The sequence below is a fragment of the Streptosporangium sp. NBC_01810 genome, from assembly GCF_035917355.1.
In the GTDB taxonomy this organism is placed as follows: domain Bacteria; phylum Actinomycetota; class Actinomycetes; order Streptosporangiales; family Streptosporangiaceae; genus Streptosporangium.
Genome location: NZ_CP109070.1, coordinates 7107645 through 7123783, shown reverse-complemented (window position 1 = coordinate 7123783; position 16139 = coordinate 7107645). Strand labels below are relative to the sequence as shown.

Sequence of the window (16139 nt, the reverse complement as noted above, 5' to 3'; positions counted from 1 at the left end):
CCGTCCGCCCCTCGCGGGAACGCACCGCCGCACCGGGCCACCGACCGTCTCGGCGAGGTCGGTGGCTTCCGGCGTGCCCGCCGTCTCCGCCACGTCACTGGTCGGGCAGGTCCTCCGGCGGCGCGTCGTGCTGGCGCAGGCGGCGCCGGAGCAGGCCCTTCGGGCGGGTGACCTTCAGCTCCGGATGGTCGGGGTCGTAGTCGGCGATGCGATCGCGCAGCTGGCGCACGTTGCCGTACTCGAAGTGGGCGGCGCGCAGCAGGTAGTCACCGAGCGCGGTCCCGTACTGGACACGCTCCTCCTCGTCGAGGCCGAGCTCCTGGCTGCGCCTCCTGCCCCAGACGAGGTCCTTGATCTGCTCCTCCAACTCCTCCAGCCGGTCGTCGAGGATCTTGACGAGCTCGTAGGGCTCGGTGAACCTGCCGAGGTAGACCCGGAGCAGCGCGGGGTTCTTCAGCATCACCGGCTCGTCGACCGGCGGGCTTGAGACCCACTGCCGGAGCACCTCCTCACCGCGCTCCGTGGTCTGGTACAGGGTGCTCCGCCTGACCCTGCCGATTGTCACCTCGCGCTCGGTCACCAGCCCCAGGTCCCCCAGTCTCCGCAGCTCCCGGCGAATGTGGCTGATGGCGGGGGACCAGTAGAACCAGCGCAGCGTGTGGTCGCACCGGACCTTGATCTCAGCGGCGGACAGCTCCTCGTCGAGGACCGACAGAACGCCCAGAACCATGTAGGCGGTGGCGGGGAGCGGTGCACCGATCTCTACCTCGGGCTCGTCGTCCACGGGCTCAAGTCTAGTGGCGGGCGCGGCACCGACGGCACGTCCGGCCCATCCGCCGATCGACGTACACCGGCCCCGACTTTCGGCAGGTCGTCCGAGGAGAAACACGTTTCCGAGCCCGCCGCGAAGTACGATCGATCAATGACCGAAATGACCGAAACCACGCCCGGCTGGCTCTCTCCCGACGAGCTGGAGTCTACCCGCGCACGAATGCCGATCCTCTACGTCGACGCCGTGCCGGTGCGAGTCGACGAGGCCGGAGTGGTCACGCATGTCGGCCTGCTGCTGCGCATCGGAGCGGACGGGACGGTCAGCCGCGCCCTCGTCTCCGGCCGGGTGCTTCACCATGAGCGGGTCCGTGACGCGCTCATCCGCCATCTGGAGAAGGACCTCGGCCCGACGGCGCTGCCCAACGTCCCCGCCTCTCCGCAGCCGTTCACCATCGCCGAGTACTTCCCGACGCAGGGCGTCACGCCCTATCACGACCCCCGGCAGCACGCGGTCTCCCTCGCCTACGTCGTCCCGGTCGCGGGTGACTGCCGCCCCCGGCAGGACGCCCTCGACCTTGTCTGGTTCACTCCAGAGGAGGCCGCGTCACCGCTGGTACAGCAGGAGATGCTCGGCGGTCAGGGCACTCTGCTGAAGCAGGCCCTCGCCTACGTCGGCTGCCTCCCCTGACCTCCCACGGGCACGTCGATCCGACCGAAGGTAATTCCTCTCAGATGCCCGCCCTGCTGACGACCTCCTCCGCCGTAAGAGGAGCCCTGGGATGGTGGGTCAGGCAGAGCGGCACCCGGGTCTTGGTGAAAGCGGTCCCCTCGGCGGCCAGGTAGAACTGACCGGCCGTCAACCGGGAGACGTCGTCGACCCGGCCGCCCTTGACCCGGGCCACCTCCTTGGCCGCCTCGATCTGGGCGGGAGCGTTGAGCAGGCCGAAGAACTGGGTCGCCGCGTTTCCCGGGATCATGTTGTGCAGCCCCTTGGGAGCCTGGGTGGCGAACACCAGGCCGAGGCCGTACTTGCGCGCCTGGGCGGCCAGCATCAGCGTGCTCTGCGTGCAGGCGGTCATCGCACCGGACGGCGCGAAGGTCTGCGCCTCGTCCATCACGAACAGGCCGCCCAGCGGGCGGTCACCGGCGGGATGCCTCCTGATCCAGGCGAACAGCGCCATCTGCAACTGGTTGACGAAGCTCTGGCGCTGCTCATCCGAGGGCAGGCCGACGAAGCTGATCACCGAGACCCGTGCCCGTTTGCCCGGTGACGGGGTGAGCAGGACACCGGGGTCCGCGGGAGTTCCGGTACCGGCGAACAGGGGGTCGTTGACCATCGCCGCCTTCAGGGTCTGCGCCAGGTCGGCGGCGATCTGCTCGGCCTTGTCGAGCCCGCTCACCCCGTCCGGCAGGGCGGCCAGCAGCCCGATGAGACCCGGCACTCCCTGTCCGCCCGCGCGCCCGTAGTACGCGACGGCCTCCCTGAGCACGGCCTGCCCGCGCTGGGCCTTGACCATCTTGGAATCGAGTTTGGCACGCGGCACGAGCGAGGCGACGGCGGTGTCCACCGCCGCGCCGAACTCATCGGGGTCCGCGGCGAGGCCCGTGAAGTCGGGCAGTGGCTGGAAACTGAGCGGTCGTCCGGCTACACGGCGGGGTGTCCAGATGACGACATCGGTGGCTGCCAGGTAGTCGGCGGCCTTCTCCTGATCACCGGGGCCCCACTCCGAGGGCTGCTCCGGCCAGCCGTCCCCGAGCCGTGCCAGGTCGTTGTTCGGGTCGAGCACGATCGCCGAGACTCCTTGGAGCGCGCACTCCTCGACCAGGCGGCGGATGAGGACCGTCTTCCCCGACCCGGTACCAGCGAAGATCACGGCGTGCTTTCTCAGCGCCTCCAATTCGATTCCGATGGGTTGCCCGCCGGGAACGGTGTCGCCAAGGGGGATGTACGGCGTGCCGCTCGTCACCTCGACGGCCACGGGGTCGGTGAGCACGGGCTCGGTGGCCGAGTGCCCGACTTGTGCGGTGTCGATGTCGGTGAGCACGGGCTCGGTGGCCAAGGGCTCGGCTTGTGCGGTGCCGGTGTCGGTGAGTACGGGCTCGGTGGCCGAGTGCCCGACTTGTGCGGTGTCGATGTCAGTGAGGGCCTCGCGCAGCAGCGTGACCTCGCCCACCGGTCGCCGCGCGGCGATCCAGGCCCGCAGGTTCGGCGGGTTCTCCGCGTACAGCTCCCGCAGCTCGGCCAGGACGCTGAGATCCTCCTCACTCACCGCGAGCACCCTGCCGCCCGCCCGCTCGAACTCGGCGACGGCCTCGATCGTTCGGGGTCCCTTCGACCAGGGCTCCGTACGGAGTACGAACAGCCTCCGCCTGGGGACCCTGGAGTCCAGTCCGGCCGCCACCGAGGCGGTCCGCAGGCGACTCAACGCGGCGATCGCATTCGTGGCGGCGATGGCGCGGAACGCCCAGTGCGCCTCGTCCTCGGTCTCCTCGTCCAGGGTGTGCCGCAGGCGGGCGTGCAGCGGAGGCTTCTTGCCGGGTGGCGGGTCGACGCTGAACTCGCGTCCGGCGTCACCGAGCCCGTCGATCCAGGCCGACAACCCCGCCGCCAGCAGGGCGGGCATCACGGCGTCCTCGACGGTGGCGTCCAGGGCGTCGGTCACCTGCGCCTTCTGCCGGAGTTCGGCGAAGCGGGAGTCGATGGCGCGGAAGCGTAGGTCATCGAGGGCAGGCTTAGGACTCGGATCGGCAATCTGGCCGAGGCGCTTCAGTTCCCGTACTTCTCCGTCGTTCAGGCATGCCTCGATGTGCGCGTCGATCCTCATCAGGAGCTGTCGCGGGGTGAACTCGTCGGCATCGCCGAACACGGCCTCCCGTACCGGCCAGGTCGGGTAGGGCGGCTCGAAGCCGAGTTCGGCGAACCGGGTGGCGAACCGCTTCTCGATCAGAGCGCGAGCGGCCCCGGCGTTGGGGAGCGGTTGGAGGTCGGGCATCGACCGGAACCGGTCGCGCGCGGTGTCGGTGGCGAACTTCTCGATGAGGGTCCAGGTGTGCTGTAGACAGGAGACGACCGTCAGGGTCCTGCGGGTGATCTCACGCAGCGCCATCAGGCCACCGGCCACCTGGTCGACCACGATCAGGTCACGCCAGTCGTGCACGGCTGTGCCCTCATCGGGGACCGGAGACTGCGCCACGAGTACGTCTATCTGGTCGACGGCGATGACGGACGGCCCGGTCAGCGCAAGGAGGCGGGAGATGTCCTTGACGATCTCCTGCGGCGTCTTCGGGAACTGCCGGATCCCCCAGGCCGCGCGCTCGCCCGGGTCCTCTTCGCGGAGCGCGGAGAGGAACCCGTCGCCGACGTCCTGCATGCCGTGGTCGGCGCTGGCATAGAGCACGAGCGCGCGCAGGGTGTCCCTGGCGTCCTTGCCGACCTGGGGGTTGAACTCGCGCAGACCGGCGGCGAAGGCATCGAGCCCCTCAGGCGTTACCAGACGGTTCCCGATCACTTCGCGCTGCGCCCAGCGCGGCACGTTGGCCAGTTCCGCCAGCCGCCGCAGCAGGATCTTGAGCTGGCTCTCCCCCTCGCTGCCGTCCCGCAGCAGGCCGTCGAGTATGGAGATCAGCGTGCTCTCCCAGAAGGTCCGCGCGTCCAGCAGGCTGACCAGGAAGAAGTAGCCGCTCTCCCACTGGATCCTTTCCCTGGTCCAGCCGAGCAGGTGGGTCTTGCCCGAACCTCGCTGCCCGCGCAGGACCAGGCCGATCGGGCTGGTGGCGCCCCCGGCGACCACGTCGGCGAGCCCGCTGAGAATGCCGCGTTCCACGTGCGGGTTCAGGCCCTCCACGTGGAAGGGCGAGGGGCTCCACACGTCTTCCGGCCCCTCGGCCCAGTTGAACCTGAGCGCCTGAAGGGCTTTCAGTTCGTTGTTCATGGCACCTCGATCGAGATCAGGTGCTTGTCCTGGTCGCCGATGGTCACCGCCGCCGCCCTGGCCTCAGCGCTGAGAAGTTTCTGGTTGTTCGCGGGCACGATGCTCACCCCCGGCAGATGGATCATCCCCTTGAGCGCACCGTCCACCTCTGCTCTCGCGAACTCGCCGAGCAGCGGTCGCAGCCGCGCCAGGCTGACCAAGGCACCGGGCTCGGCGGCCAGCTCGGCGTATGCGGCGCGGATACGCGCGGTGACATCACCGGCCTCGACCGGGATACGCGCGGTGACATCACCGGCCTCGACCGGGATACGCGCGGTGACATCACCGGCCTCGACCGGGATACGCGCGGTGACATCACCGGCCTCGACCGGATCGCTCTTGAGGGAGAAGATGTCGGCCAGGCTCTGACCGGTCTGCATCAGAAACCCACGCAGCCAGAACAGCAGGGCACGATTCATCGCACCGGCCGCACCACTGGGCACGGGAATGCCGGACTGGATCTCCTCGGCCATTCTGGCCCAGCCGTCTTCGGTCAGGAGATGGACGAACGCCCGGCCTACCTTTCGGCTCTCGACGAGCTTGAGCTCGTTCAGTTTCAGGCGTGATTTCCCGTCAAGGGTCAGGCCATGGCGCGCCTTGAGCTCGGGGTTGGAGATCTCATCCACCTCGACCATCAACACCACCAGCACCGCTGTCTCGGAGAGCGTGAGTTCTGTTCCCGGCATATCCCTGTCCTTCGCGCGTGCGGTGGGTTTGAAGAAATCGCTTCAGCTCGCGGAGCACGGCCGGCATGTCGGCCATGACGCGCTCATTGGTGAAGCGCAGGACCGCGTAACCGTCTTTTCCCAGCCGCGTGTCCCGCACCAGGTCGTCGGCGAGCCTGCCCGGGTGACGATGCTCCGGACCGTCGAGCTCGACGACACAGCGCTCATCCGGCCAGAGCAGATCCACCCGGATGGGGTTGGCCAGCGGGTGCGGTTGGTAGGTCTGGTTCCAGGCCCGCCCCGCGGCCCACCCATGAGAGCTGAGTGCCCGCTCCAGCGCGGACTCCACGGGGCTGAACGGATGCGGAAGCCCCGCCGTGGCCGAGGAACCGGAGACGCGCCGTAGCGGCGCGGGCCCTACCTGCGACTCGGGCCCTACCTGCGGCGCGGGCCCTACCTGCGGCTCAGGCCGTACGGCCACCGTCTGGATCCGGTCGACGGCGACCGGCGCGGCGCCGGTGAGCCAGACACCGAGCCCACCGCGCTGGACAAGCCACTCACCGGCCGCCACCAGCGTCTCCTCCTCGGCGGGGGAGAGACCCTCCGGCATCTGGACGAGAATCGACGTACGAGGGCGGCCGAGACTCGTGGCGAATGCCAGGGCCAGCCCGGCGGCGCGCACCTCGGTCGCGCCCAGGTGGCCACGGGACACCTCACCGGTCAGGGACCGCGCGGCGAGATCCGCCATGAAAGGGGCAAGGTGCCGATGACCGGACGCCGCCCGCCTCGCGAGTTCGCGTACGGCGGCCACGGCGCCGCCCCCCGGACCGTCGATACCCTCCGCACCGGGGAGCCAGGCCGGGAAAAGATCAACGACGGTTCTTTCCAGCTCGTGAAGCACATCGGCGACCGTTTCCGCCACAGTCCGTCCCCTGACCGCGAGGTAGCCGAATATCGCGGGGAAGCCTTCGGGTAATGCGTCGGTTCGCGACGTGACGGCTGCGGAATTCACTCCGCGCACCCACACAACACGGCACGTCGGCAACTCGGCCCACGACTGTGCCATGCCGTTTTCCTTTGAGGTGCGGATGGTACGACCTAGCAGAGGCTAGGGGAGCACGCGAGACGGCGTATGCGTTTTCAGCAAGATATCGCCGGTACACGGTGAAAAGCGCGCCGCCGGAAACGGTGGCTTCCTTAGTCTGGGAGAGGAGAGGAAGGCGATCGTCATGCCGTGCGACTCACGTGCCGGCGCTCCGCCCGGACTGCTGCCCGCTGCCCCGGCTGCGGTCTTCGGAGCGATCGCCGACGTCCGCACCATCGGCGGCTACTTCGAGATCGAGACAGGCGAGGCCGAGGCCGGATGGCGGCCGTTCCCCGATCTGTGGACGGATCCGGGCGTCCTGGAGGCAAGAATCCACGACATGGCCGGACGGCTGGGCACCACCGAGCACCGGGTGGCCGCCTCGATCCTGTTCCAGGGCCTGGCCGCCCGCCTGTGGTCACCGTCCATCGGCGCCGTGGTCGCGCACGACCTGCTCATCGACCTGGCCCCCGGGCACCTGTACTGGCGGCCGGCCCCCGACCCGCTGCCGCTGCGAGCCACCCGGCTGTCCGGCTGGGACATCCGCGACCCCACGCGGATCGCCGGACCGGTCTACCGCGACATCATGACCGAGATGCTGGAACCGCTCGCGGAGGCGGTCCGGCGGATCGTGAAGATCGCGCCAGGGCTGTTGTGGGGCAATGCGGCCTCCGCACTGGTCGGAACCATCGGCGCCTTCACCCACCGGCGGCCTGACCTCACCGCGAAGGCCGTGAGGCTGGGCCGCGAACTGCTGAACCGGGATCTCCTGCGCGACACGGGCGAACTGACCGAGCCCGCACCCGGCCGTCTCTTCTTCGTCCGTCGCAGCTGCTGCCTGTACTACCGCCTGCCCGGCGGCGGCATGTGCGGTGACTGCGCCCTGCTGCCGGCCCGCCGACCACAAACCCGCCGCCCTGGCTGACGCTCTTCATTATTCGGCGGGCCTGCCGGAGGCTACCCGTGCTCGATCGTCCCGGAGTTGCTCTCGCTGCTCCGGTAGCTCTGGTGGCCGGGCTCCCAGGTCCAGGTCTCCGTACGGCCACCGTCCGTGAGGGTCAGCGTGCCGGCGGGATCGTAGTACGGCGACTCGGGGGACCAGGGCGGAACGGGGTCGGCGTACGCGACCGGTGTGGCGAGCGCTACCGCCGAAGCGGCCAGAGCGGCGGTGACGAGACAGCGGGAAATAGACATTTGCTCCCCCAAAAGACATAAACGGTACAGCGGGGATATTGCCTGATATAAGGCAAAGAGAACCACGCCGATGATCAAGAATCTGGCCGATTCGCATTCGGCACGCCCGCTCCGGTGCGAGGCCGTTCATCCCGGCGAGAAAGGCCGGGAGCCACGGCCGTCAGCCGGCCGTCGCCTCGGGGGAGCCGATCGAGCGGATGATGGCGTCGGGGATGACGAGGTCGGCGCGGGAGCGGGTGGTGGCGACGAGGTCGGCGTTGCGCTGGTCGATGCCCAGCACCCAGGCGACGGCGTCGTCGCGGTCCTTGCCGAAGTGCTCGTGGCGGGAGACGAGACGGCGCACCCGCTCGTCGGGGCCGAGGTCGCAGTACCAGACCTCGTGGAGATGCGGCCGCACGCTCGACCAGTCCCCCTGGCCGAGCAGCAGGTAGTTCCCCTCGGTGACGACGAGCCTGGCGGCGCGCGGGACCGGAATGCTGCCGGCGACCGGCTGCTCCAGGTCGCGCTCGAAGGCGGGCGCGTAGACCACGTCGTCCTCGTCCTCACGCAGGCGGCGGAGGAGCGCCGCGTAGCCGGCGGCGTCGAAGGTGTCGGGGGCCCCCTTGCGGTCGCGGCGCCCGAGCCTGTCGAGCTCGACGTCGGCGAGGTGGAAGCCGTCCATCGGCACGTACGCCACCCACTCCCGCGCCGGCAGCCCCTCGGGAGGCGCCGGGCGCAGCATCGCGACCAGGTGTTCGGCGAGGGTGGTCTTGCCGGCCCCCGGACCGCCGGTGATGCCCAGCAGCGCGCGGCGCCCCTCCCGTACGAGAGAGCGGGCCCGAGCGGCGAGTTCGTCGAGGGGGGTCATCTCCCCGAACCTAGCCGAGCCGCCCCCCGTCCTCCAGTACGGGTCGTACGCCTGCCGGAACGCGATTCACCATTTCCCCCTTCTCTGTAGGCACCCCTGAATTGGTACCTGACATTCATGTTTGCTACGGTCCTATCGTGCGGTTGACGAAGTTCACGGATCTGGCACTCCGGGTGACCATGCGGCTGGCGGTCACCGAACCCGGGACGATCCTCACCACCCGGGAGGTGGCCGACGCCATGGCCATCCCCTACACCCACACGGCCAAGGCCATCGCACGCCTGCAGCATCTGGGGGTGGTGGACGCCCGCCGGGGGCGCGGCGGCGGCTTGGAACTGACCGGCTTCGGCCGCAAGGCCTCGCTGGGATGGTTGGTCCGCGAGCTGGAGGGAGAGGAGGAGGTGGTCGCCTGCGAGGGCGAAACACCGTGTCCTTTGCGGGCGGCCTGCCGTCTGCGCGGTGCGCTGCGCGACGCCCAGCGGGCTTTCTACGCGGCGCTCGACCCGCTCACCGTGGACGATCTGGTCACCTCGCCGACCGGCCCCGTGCTGATCGCCCTCTCGTCCACCCGGCCCTGATCGTCCTTTCCCGAACCCCTCCCGTCATCGCACACTTTAATATGAAGATCATTTACCAATTTGGAGAAGGCATGCTCTCTCATGAATCGGCGGCGACCGTCCGGGCCACCCTGCCCGTCGTCCAGCAAGCCCTGGAGGAGATCACCGGACGGTTCTACGCGACGATGTTCGCCGACAACCCGGACCTGCTGGGGAACCTCTTCAACCGGGGCAACCAGGCCAGCGGGACGCAGCGCCAGGCACTGGCCGGGTCGATCGCCGCCTTCGCCACCCTCCTGCTCGACCGGCCGGACGAGCGGCCCGACGCGATGCTCTCCCGCATCGCGCACAAGCACGCCTCGCTCGGGGTCACCCCCGACCAGTACCAGATCGTGCACAAATACCTCCTCGCCGCCATCGCCGACGTGCTCGGCGACGCCGTCACCCCCGAGGTCGCGGCGGCCTGGGACGAGGTCTACTGGCTGATGGCCAACGCGCTGATCGCGCTGGAGGCGCGGCTGCTGCGCGAGCCCGGCGACCCCTGGCTGCGCGCCACGGTCCTGGAGCGGCGACGCCAGACACCGGACACCGTCTCCTTCACCCTCGCCCCGTCGGCCCCGCTCGCCTTCACCCCCGGGCAGTACGTCAGCGTCGGGGTCACCCTGCCCGACGGGGCACGGCAGATCCGGCAGTACAGCCTGTCGAGCGCCCCCGAGCGCGGCGACTGGCGGATCACCGTCAGGTGGGCCCGCGGCTCGGGGCCCGACGGCGAGGTCTCCGGGTGGCTGCACGCCAACGTCCAGGCCGGGGACGAGCTCACCATCTCGGCACCGTACGGCGACCTGACCCTGGCTCCGGGTGACGCCCCGCTGCTGCTCGCCTCCGCCGGGATCGGGGTCACCCCCATGCTGTCGATGCTCGACCACCTCGTGGCCACCGGCTCCACCCGCCAGGTGGTCGTCGTCCACGCCGACCGGAGCCCCGCCGACCACGCCCACCGCGAGGAGCTCGTCCGGCTGGTCGCCGAGCTGCCCGGCGCGACCCTGCACCGCTGGTACGAGGAGGCGGGCACCTGCTCCTGCGACCCCGCGCCCCGCATCGGGTACGCCGACCTCGGCGCGATCGACCTGCCGGCGGGCCTCGTCGCCTACCTGTGCGGCCCGGTGCCGTTCATGCGCGGCGTGCGCGCGGACCTGCTCCGCCACGGGGTGCCCGCCCGCGACGTCCACTACGAGGTCTTCGGCCCCGACCTCTGGCTCGGCCAGGACTGAAAACGTTCCCGACCTCTGGCTCGGCCAGGACTGAAAACGTTCCCGACCTCTGGCTCGGCCAGGACTGAAAGCACTCCGGCCTCGCCCGTGGGGGCCGTCAGGAGACGGGCGGGAAGGCGGCGCGGAGGCCGTTCAGCGCGAATTCGGCGGCCTCGCGACCGGCCTCCAGCATCTCCTCGGGGGAGGCGCCGCGGTTCATGCTGACGAAGGCGGCGAGTTTCGCGGCGCCGATCACCGAGCCGACGGCCGCCGACGCCTCGGTCAGGTTCAGCTCGTCGGAGCATGCCCGGTGCAGGGCCTCGGCGAGCTCCTGCTGGCTGTCGAAGAGGAGCAGCAGGCCGCGCGCCCTGAGCGAGGGGACGGTCATGATGAGGTGGTTGACGGGGGCTATCTCGCGGGCGAGCCGGTCGTCGACGGCGAGCGCGGCGAAGCCAGAGGTGATGGCGCGGCTCAGCAGGTCGACCGCCCGGTCCCCCGGGCCACGCTCGGCGATCACCCGCAGGGCGCGGTCGGTGCCTTCGCGGGAGTTGTGGAAGACCACATCCTCCTTGCTCGCGAAGTAGCTGAAGAAGGTGCGCGTCGAGACGTCGGCCGCCGTGGCGATCTCCGAAACGGTCGTCTGCTCGTAGCCCTTCTCGACGAAGAGCTCAAGCGCCGCGGCGATGAGAGCGTGCCGGGTGCGCAGCTTCTTCCGCTCACGCAGTCCCAGAACCTCACTCATGCGGGCATCTTAATGCACAGCACCATACTCTGCATCTATTGTAATTTTGCATTTGATGTAGTTTTCTGGGCGGAGACGGAGCGCATCTCTGCATGGGAGCAAAAGATGACAGAGCCCTACCCCGAGGTGATCACCTTCCCCTTCGGACGCCCCGACCCCTTCACCCCGCCCGAGCGCCTGGCCTCGCTGCGCGAGGAGCGGCCCGTCACCCGGATGACCTACCCCGACGGCCGGGTGGGCTGGCTCGTGACCTCCTACCCCGCCGTCCGTTCGATCCTGGCGGACCCCCGGTTCAGCTCCCGGCGCGAGCTGCTGAACGTCCCGGTGCCCTTCCCGCTGATGCAGGAGATGCGCCGCCCGGCCGACCCCGGCATGTTCATCCGGATGGACCCGCCCGACCACACCCGCTACCGGAAGCTGCTCACCGCGCAGTTCACCGTGCGGCGGATGAACCAGCTGGAGCCCAGGATCCACGAGATCACCGAGGAGCGGCTGGACGCGATGGAGAAGGCCGGGCCTCCTCAGGACCTGGTCAGGGAGTTCGCGCTGCCCATCCCCTCCCTGGTGATCTGCGAGCTGCTCGGCGTCCCGTACTCCGACCGCGAGGAGTTCCAGCAGACCACCTCGGTGTTGCTGAACCTGGAGTCCGCCGTCGGGGACATCCACGCCGCGATCGCCCGCGCCGCCGCGTTCTTCGCCCGGCTCATCGCGTTCAAGCGGACCGAGCCGGCCGACGATCTGCTCAGCGGGCTCGTCACCGGCGGTGAGCTGACCGACGAGGAGCTGGGCAACATCGGGTTCCTGCTGCTCGTCGCCGGGCATGAGACGACCGCCAACATGCTCGGGCTCGGCACGTTCGCCCTGCTCCAGCACCCCGACCAGCTCGCCGCGCTACGTGCGGACCCCTCGCTGATCGACAATGCGGTCGAGGAGTTGCTCCGCTACCTCAGCATCATTCACATCGGCCCGATCCGCGCCGCCCTGGAGGACGTCGAGGTGGACGGGGAGCTCATCAGGGCGGGCGAGGTGGTGACCCTCTCGGTCCAGGCCGCCAACCGCGACCCCTCGCGCTTCACCGACCCCGACCATCTGGACATCACCCACCCCGCGAGCGGGCATCTGACGTTCGGGCACGGGCTGCACCAGTGCCTCGGACAGCAACTCGCCCGCGTGGAGATGCGCACCGCGTTTCCCATGCTGTTCGATCGGTTCCCCGATCTACGACTCGCCATACCGGCGCAGGAGGTCCGCATGCGCGACACCATGTCCATCTACGGCGTACGGGAGCTGCCGGTCAGATGGTAGAGAACACGTTGAAGGTGACCACGGACACGTCGCGGTGCATCGGAGCGGGCATGTGCGTGCTCACCGTGCCGGAGGTGTTCGACCAGAGCGAGGAGGACGGCACCGTCGTGCTCCTCGACGAGACACCGCCACCCGAGCTGCACGCCGCCGTCCGCCGGGCCGAGCGGCTCTGCCCCTCGGGCGCCATCTCGGTACGGGACCCGGACGAGCGGGATCCCGACACCTCCTGACACAGCCGGGGATCCCGTGTTCTGACGTAGCCGGGGATCCCGTGTTCCCGTACGTAGCCGGGGATCCCGTGTTCCCGCATGTCAGAGGACTCGGGATCCCAGACCCCGATGTACGAGATCCGAACGGTCCGTGGTGAGCACGCGCGGGGTGAGGTGGCCGAGGCTCCGGCCCGGACCGGTCACCGGAACGAGCGGGCGACGGCCAGCACGGCGGTGAGGATGGCCTGCGCGTTGGCCGGTACCGGGATGTTCTGGACAAGGACCGTCGGTGTGGCACCCACCCTACGCTCGATGGCCGTCTCCGTCACATGGTCGGCCCAGTCGAGGTAGACACCCTCGCGCACGCACCCACCGAACCCCGGATCGGTGATCCCCACGACGCGGCCGACCTCGACCAGCTCGTCGTCGGTGAGCCCCGGGCCCCCCTCGGCGGGCTGGTTGGCGAAGAGCGCCTGGGCGTACTCGACGAACATCCCCCGGTCCGAGGCGCAGCCCGACGAGGCGGACGCGCGGGAGGAGTAGCGGTTGGTGGACAGCTCGTCCAGGAAGCCCATGGGATGGTAGACGAGACTGACCGCCCCGTCCGTCACCAGCCGCCCTAGCGCCGGCCCCGCCGCCTCCTCGAACATCCTGCAGAACGGGCAGAGGAAGTCGATGTAGGCGTCCACGATGACCGGGCCCGAGCCCACGGCGATACCGTCTCCCGCCGTGGAGGCGCCGGCGGGCACCCGGGTCGGCCGCGTGGGCCGATGCGGTCGAGCGGTCATTTTTTCCTCCCCGCGATGCAGAAGAGGGTCGCGGACCCCCGCGGAGTCCACCCCCGTCGCGGACCCCCGCGGGGTCCAACCCTTTCGTGCTCTACCCCGTGGCGGAGCAGCGGAGCCTACGAACCACCAAAATTCAGACAAATCACACCCCGTATGACACCGTCTCGGGTACGTGGGCCCGGGGCTCGGCGGGGGGAGAAGGGGGTCTTTCGCGGTCGGGGCCATGACTCCCCGATCGCCCCCGACCCCGCGATCAGCCCCGAAAGGTTCGCATTTACCTTGGGGTCCTCATCGCCCCCACGAGGGGTCGTGCTTCAAGGTGCAGGGGTCGCGTCCGCGCAGGTGGTGTACGAGTGTTTGAGATCGGTACCTGCGTCGCGCCTGGCTGATCGCCGTTGAAAAGCGCGGCGTCGTCCGTGGGGAAAAGCGCGGCGAGGGGCGGCGGAGTGGTTCAGGGCCGCTCACCGGCAACGCATCGCACAGGGCCGAAGATCAAAAGCGCAGCGAGGGCGGCGGAGTGGTTCAGGGCCGCTCACCGGCAACGCATCGTACGGGGGGGGTGGCGGGCGTTGGCCGGGTGTGGGTGACCGGGGGCGGGCCGGTGGAGCTCCTGGAGGGGGCAAAGCGGGTCATGGCGGGCGTGGAGGCGGGGCCGTGGCGGTGACGATCGGGGATTTTCCATGATCTGGATGAGTTGGCACGCTGGGGGCGTGCGGATTCACCCAGATCAAGGAAGGCGCCACTCCCCGCCCCTCGGGTGGGCCGCTTTTCGTGGTGGAAGGCCCGATTCGTCCCCGCACCCGGCCGAGGGCGACCCGTGACCGGACGCCCCGCGGACCTTCGTACCCCGCACGGCGAGAGCCCCGCGCAAGGCGGCGGCGAGCAGCGGCGAGGAGCGGCCCCGAATCCTTCCACACCGCGGCGGACCCGTACCGATGAGCGGTCTGGGGCCACTCCACCACCCTCGCCGCGCTTTTGACCTTCCACCCCGCACGACGCGACACCAACGAGCGGCCCTGAACCACTCCACCCCCCTCGCCGCGCTTTTCCCCCACGGACGACGCCACGCTTTTCCACCGTGACCGGCTCACCGGACTCGGATGCTCGTACACCACGTCCGTGGACGCGACCTGCAGGTGTTCGGAGTCCCGGAAGACGGGACTGTCGGCTCAGGTTCGGGGGCCTGGGGCACGGCGGAAGGAGAAGGGTTGGCTTTCCCTGCCGGGGATCACAAACCAGCATTCGCCGGTGCCGTCGCTGTCGAGCAGCTGGACGAACGTCTCGACGACCGCCGAGACGTCCAGAATCGGGAAGCCGAGCTGCTGAAGCATCGCCCTGCCCTCGCCGAGGATCGCGGTGTCCGCGAACGAGGGGCAGAGCCCCTGCACCCTGATCCCCCGCGGCTGAAGATCCTGGCCGAGCGAGCGGACCAGCCCGACGACGGCGTGCTTGTTGGCCGCGTAGATGGGATCCGAGGGGATGCCGACAATGCCGGCCATGCTCGCGGTCGCCACGATCGTGCCGCCGCCCGCCGCCAGCAGCGCCGGGATCGCGGCGTGCGCCCCGAAGACGACGCCGTCGAGGTTGACCCCCATCGCCAGGCGGTAGCGCCGGATGTCGAAGTCCTCAGCCAGCCCGCACCCCGAGGAGACACCCGCGTTGAGGAAGGCGAGGTCGAGCCTGCCGTACCGTTCGACCGCGGTCGCCACCGCCGCCTCGTTGTCCTCCAGGCTGGAGACGTCGCAGTGCACGAACGTCGCGCCCAGCTCGTCGGCGAACTTCTCGCCCGCGGCGTCGTCGACGTCGGCGAGCACGAGGCGAGCCCCGCCCTCGGCCAGCCGCCGGGCCACTCCCGCGCCGATGCCGTTGCCGCCGCCGGTGACGAGGGCGACCTTGCCCTCCAGGTGATCGCTGCGGACCACGTTGAACGCCTCGGCCGGGCTCTCGGTCGCCAACCCGCTGAGCAGCCCGCCTCCGCCGCCGGCGAACCCGGCACCGGCCGTGCCCATCGCGACACCGGCCGCCGACCCCGGCTCCGCCCCCGTGCCAGGCACGGTGTCAGGGACCGTCCCAGCCTGTTCCGTGCTCGAAGCTTTCGAAGCTTTCGTGCTCGAAGTTTCCGTGCTCGAAGCTTTCGTGCTCAAAGCGGCAGCCCTCCGGTGGCGGCGTTGGTCGAGCCCGTGCTCTGGTACGCCGCGATCGTATGCTCGGCGATGCGCATCTGGTGAATCTCGTCGGCCCCGTCCGCGAAGCGGGCCCAGCGGGCGTGCTGGAGCATCTTGGCCAGCGGGGTGTCCGTCGAGTAGCCGAGCGCGCCGTGCACCTGGATCGCCCGGTCGACGATCCGGTTGAGGCTGTTGGCCACGAAGTGCTTGGACATCGAGACCTCGGTCCGGAAGTCCTCACCCTTGTCGATCTTCGAGGCGGCGTGCAGGACCATCAGCTTGCACTGGTAGAGCTCCATGGCCGAGTCTGCGATCAGCCACTGGATCCCCTGCTTCTCGGCCAGCAGCGATCCGTGGCTGTAGCGGTTGAGCGCGCGGTCGAGCGCGGTATCGGCCTGGGAGATCCAGCGCATACAGTGCGCCAGCCGCGCCGGGAGCCTTCTCGCGCAGCGAGAAGATGACGCGTTGGGCGGACCGGCCGGAAGCCCGGCGGCCGGGCCGCCGGGTGGGTAGACGCGACGAGCGAGCCGCCGTCGGTGGAACGTGACCGCCGGGCGCCCACGTGAGCCGTCACGCACGTCTGGCCGGAGA

The 16139-nt window shown here is 69.7% G+C and carries 16 protein-coding genes; 6 read left to right on the top strand and 10 right to left on the bottom strand.

Annotated elements, in window-relative coordinates; genetic code table 11:
• Nucleotides 1–94: 94 nt before the first annotated feature.
• Nucleotides 95–784 carry a PadR family transcriptional regulator gene (locus tag OIE13_RS32230; RefSeq protein WP_326645889.1) on the bottom strand — a complete coding sequence of 230 codons (690 nt, stop codon included), beginning with the start codon at nucleotides 782–784 and terminating at the stop codon, nucleotides 95–97.
• Nucleotides 785–922: 138 nt separating this feature from the next.
• On the opposite strand from OIE13_RS32230, the gene OIE13_RS32225 reads away from it, so the two are divergent.
• Nucleotides 923–1459: an NUDIX hydrolase family protein gene (locus tag OIE13_RS32225; RefSeq protein WP_326645890.1), complete on the top strand. Its 537-nt coding sequence runs from the start codon at nucleotides 923–925 to the stop codon at nucleotides 1457–1459.
• Between the two features lie 40 nt (nucleotides 1460–1499).
• Here the strand turns inward: OIE13_RS32225 and OIE13_RS32220 are convergent, their stop codons facing one another.
• Genes OIE13_RS32220 through OIE13_RS32210 form a run of 3 tightly spaced genes read right to left on the bottom strand, consistent with a single transcriptional unit; the run spans nucleotide 1500 to nucleotide 6329 of the window.
• The gene (locus OIE13_RS32220; RefSeq protein ID WP_326829170.1) at nucleotides 1500–4703 is read right to left on the bottom strand and encodes an ATP-binding protein; all 3204 of its coding nucleotides are present in this window, start codon (nucleotides 4701–4703) and stop codon (nucleotides 1500–1502) included.
• Nucleotides 4700–5428, bottom strand: a complete 729-nt coding sequence (locus OIE13_RS32215) for a hypothetical protein (RefSeq protein ID WP_326645892.1) — start codon at nucleotides 5426–5428, stop codon at nucleotides 4700–4702. The genes OIE13_RS32220 and OIE13_RS32215 overlap by 4 nt, the downstream gene beginning before the upstream one ends.
• Entirely contained in the window at nucleotides 5361–6329 is a 969-nt protein-coding gene (locus tag OIE13_RS32210; protein ID WP_326829169.1) for an endonuclease domain-containing protein, read from the bottom strand. Before OIE13_RS32210 ends, OIE13_RS32215 begins: the two co-directional genes overlap by 68 nt.
• A gap of 307 nt (nucleotides 6330–6636) precedes the next feature.
• Here OIE13_RS32210 and OIE13_RS32205 point away from each other — a divergent pair, with 307 nt between their 5' ends.
• Nucleotides 6637–7416 (top strand): (2Fe-2S)-binding protein, encoded by a 780-nt coding sequence (locus tag OIE13_RS32205; RefSeq protein ID WP_326645894.1) that lies wholly within the window; start codon nucleotides 6637–6639, stop codon nucleotides 7414–7416.
• A 32-nt stretch (nucleotides 7417–7448) separates the two neighbouring features.
• Here the strand turns inward: OIE13_RS32205 and OIE13_RS32200 are convergent, their stop codons facing one another.
• On the bottom strand, nucleotides 7449–7685 hold the full coding sequence (locus OIE13_RS32200; protein ID WP_326645895.1) for a hypothetical protein: 237 nt from the start codon (nucleotides 7683–7685) through the stop codon (nucleotides 7449–7451).
• A gap of 160 nt (nucleotides 7686–7845) precedes the next feature.
• On the bottom strand, nucleotides 7846–8532 hold the full coding sequence (locus OIE13_RS32195) for a nucleoside/nucleotide kinase family protein (RefSeq protein WP_326645896.1): 687 nt from the start codon (nucleotides 8530–8532) through the stop codon (nucleotides 7846–7848).
• A 137-nt stretch (nucleotides 8533–8669) separates the two neighbouring features.
• Between OIE13_RS32195 and OIE13_RS32190 the strand changes: the two genes are divergently transcribed.
• A complete protein-coding gene (locus tag OIE13_RS32190; protein ID WP_326645897.1) occupies nucleotides 8670–9110 on the top strand; it encodes an RrF2 family transcriptional regulator in 441 nt (146 codons plus the stop codon).
• A 71-nt stretch (nucleotides 9111–9181) separates the two neighbouring features.
• Entirely contained in the window at nucleotides 9182–10360 is a 1179-nt protein-coding gene (locus OIE13_RS32185) for a globin domain-containing protein (protein WP_326645898.1), read from the top strand.
• A 97-nt stretch (nucleotides 10361–10457) separates the two neighbouring features.
• Here the strand turns inward: OIE13_RS32185 and OIE13_RS32180 are convergent, their stop codons facing one another.
• Nucleotides 10458–11081, bottom strand: coding sequence for a TetR/AcrR family transcriptional regulator (locus tag OIE13_RS32180; RefSeq protein WP_326645899.1), 624 nt, complete (start codon nucleotides 11079–11081; stop codon nucleotides 10458–10460).
• A gap of 105 nt (nucleotides 11082–11186) precedes the next feature.
• Between OIE13_RS32180 and OIE13_RS32175 the strand changes: the two genes are divergently transcribed.
• Together OIE13_RS32175 and OIE13_RS32170 are read left to right on the top strand one after the other, a co-directional pair.
• A complete protein-coding gene (locus OIE13_RS32175; RefSeq protein WP_326829168.1) occupies nucleotides 11187–12386 on the top strand; it encodes a cytochrome P450 in 1200 nt (399 codons plus the stop codon).
• A 14-nt stretch (nucleotides 12387–12400) separates the two neighbouring features.
• Nucleotides 12401–12616, top strand: a complete 216-nt coding sequence (locus OIE13_RS32170) for a ferredoxin (protein WP_442816026.1) — start codon at nucleotides 12401–12403, stop codon at nucleotides 12614–12616.
• Nucleotides 12617–12795: 179 nt separating this feature from the next.
• Here the strand turns inward: OIE13_RS32170 and OIE13_RS32165 are convergent, their stop codons facing one another.
• From OIE13_RS32165 to OIE13_RS32155, 3 genes are all read right to left on the bottom strand, one after another.
• The gene (locus OIE13_RS32165) at nucleotides 12796–13383 is read right to left on the bottom strand and encodes a DsbA family protein (RefSeq protein WP_326645901.1); all 588 of its coding nucleotides are present in this window, start codon (nucleotides 13381–13383) and stop codon (nucleotides 12796–12798) included.
• Between the two features lie 1169 nt (nucleotides 13384–14552).
• Nucleotides 14553–15437: an SDR family oxidoreductase gene (locus tag OIE13_RS32160; RefSeq protein WP_326645902.1), complete on the bottom strand. Its 885-nt coding sequence runs from the start codon at nucleotides 15435–15437 to the stop codon at nucleotides 14553–14555.
• A gap of 86 nt (nucleotides 15438–15523) precedes the next feature.
• Complete coding sequence (locus OIE13_RS32155; RefSeq protein ID WP_326645903.1) at nucleotides 15524–16126, bottom strand: acyl-CoA dehydrogenase family protein; 603 nt, start codon at nucleotides 16124–16126, stop codon at nucleotides 15524–15526.
• Nucleotides 16127–16139: the final 13 nt, after the last annotated feature.

Bases quoted from the DNA above. Each gene is read 5' to 3' on its own strand.
- OIE13_RS32165 (WP_326645901.1), bottom strand. From the start codon at position 13,383: ATGACCGCTCGACCGCATCGGCCCACGCGGCCGACCCGGGTGCCCGCC.
- OIE13_RS32195 (WP_326645896.1), bottom strand. From the start codon at position 8,532: ATGACCCCCCTCGACGAACTCGCCGCTCGGGCCCGCTCTCTCGTACGG.
- OIE13_RS32185 (WP_326645898.1), top strand. From the start codon at position 9,182: ATGCTCTCTCATGAATCGGCGGCGACCGTCCGGGCCACCCTGCCCGTC.
- OIE13_RS32200 (WP_326645895.1), bottom strand. From the start codon at position 7,685: ATGTCTATTTCCCGCTGTCTCGTCACCGCCGCTCTGGCCGCTTCGGCG.
- OIE13_RS32225 (WP_326645890.1), top strand. From the start codon at position 923: ATGACCGAAATGACCGAAACCACGCCCGGCTGGCTCTCTCCCGACGAG.
- OIE13_RS32180 (WP_326645899.1), bottom strand. From the start codon at position 11,081: ATGAGTGAGGTTCTGGGACTGCGTGAGCGGAAGAAGCTGCGCACCCGG.
- OIE13_RS32175 (WP_326829168.1), top strand. From the start codon at position 11,187: ATGACAGAGCCCTACCCCGAGGTGATCACCTTCCCCTTCGGACGCCCC.
- OIE13_RS32220 (WP_326829170.1), bottom strand. From the start codon at position 4,703: ATGAACAACGAACTGAAAGCCCTTCAGGCGCTCAGGTTCAACTGGGCC.
- OIE13_RS32215 (WP_326645892.1), bottom strand. From the start codon at position 5,428: ATGCCGGGAACAGAACTCACGCTCTCCGAGACAGCGGTGCTGGTGGTG.
- OIE13_RS32205 (WP_326645894.1), top strand. From the start codon at position 6,637: ATGCCGTGCGACTCACGTGCCGGCGCTCCGCCCGGACTGCTGCCCGCT.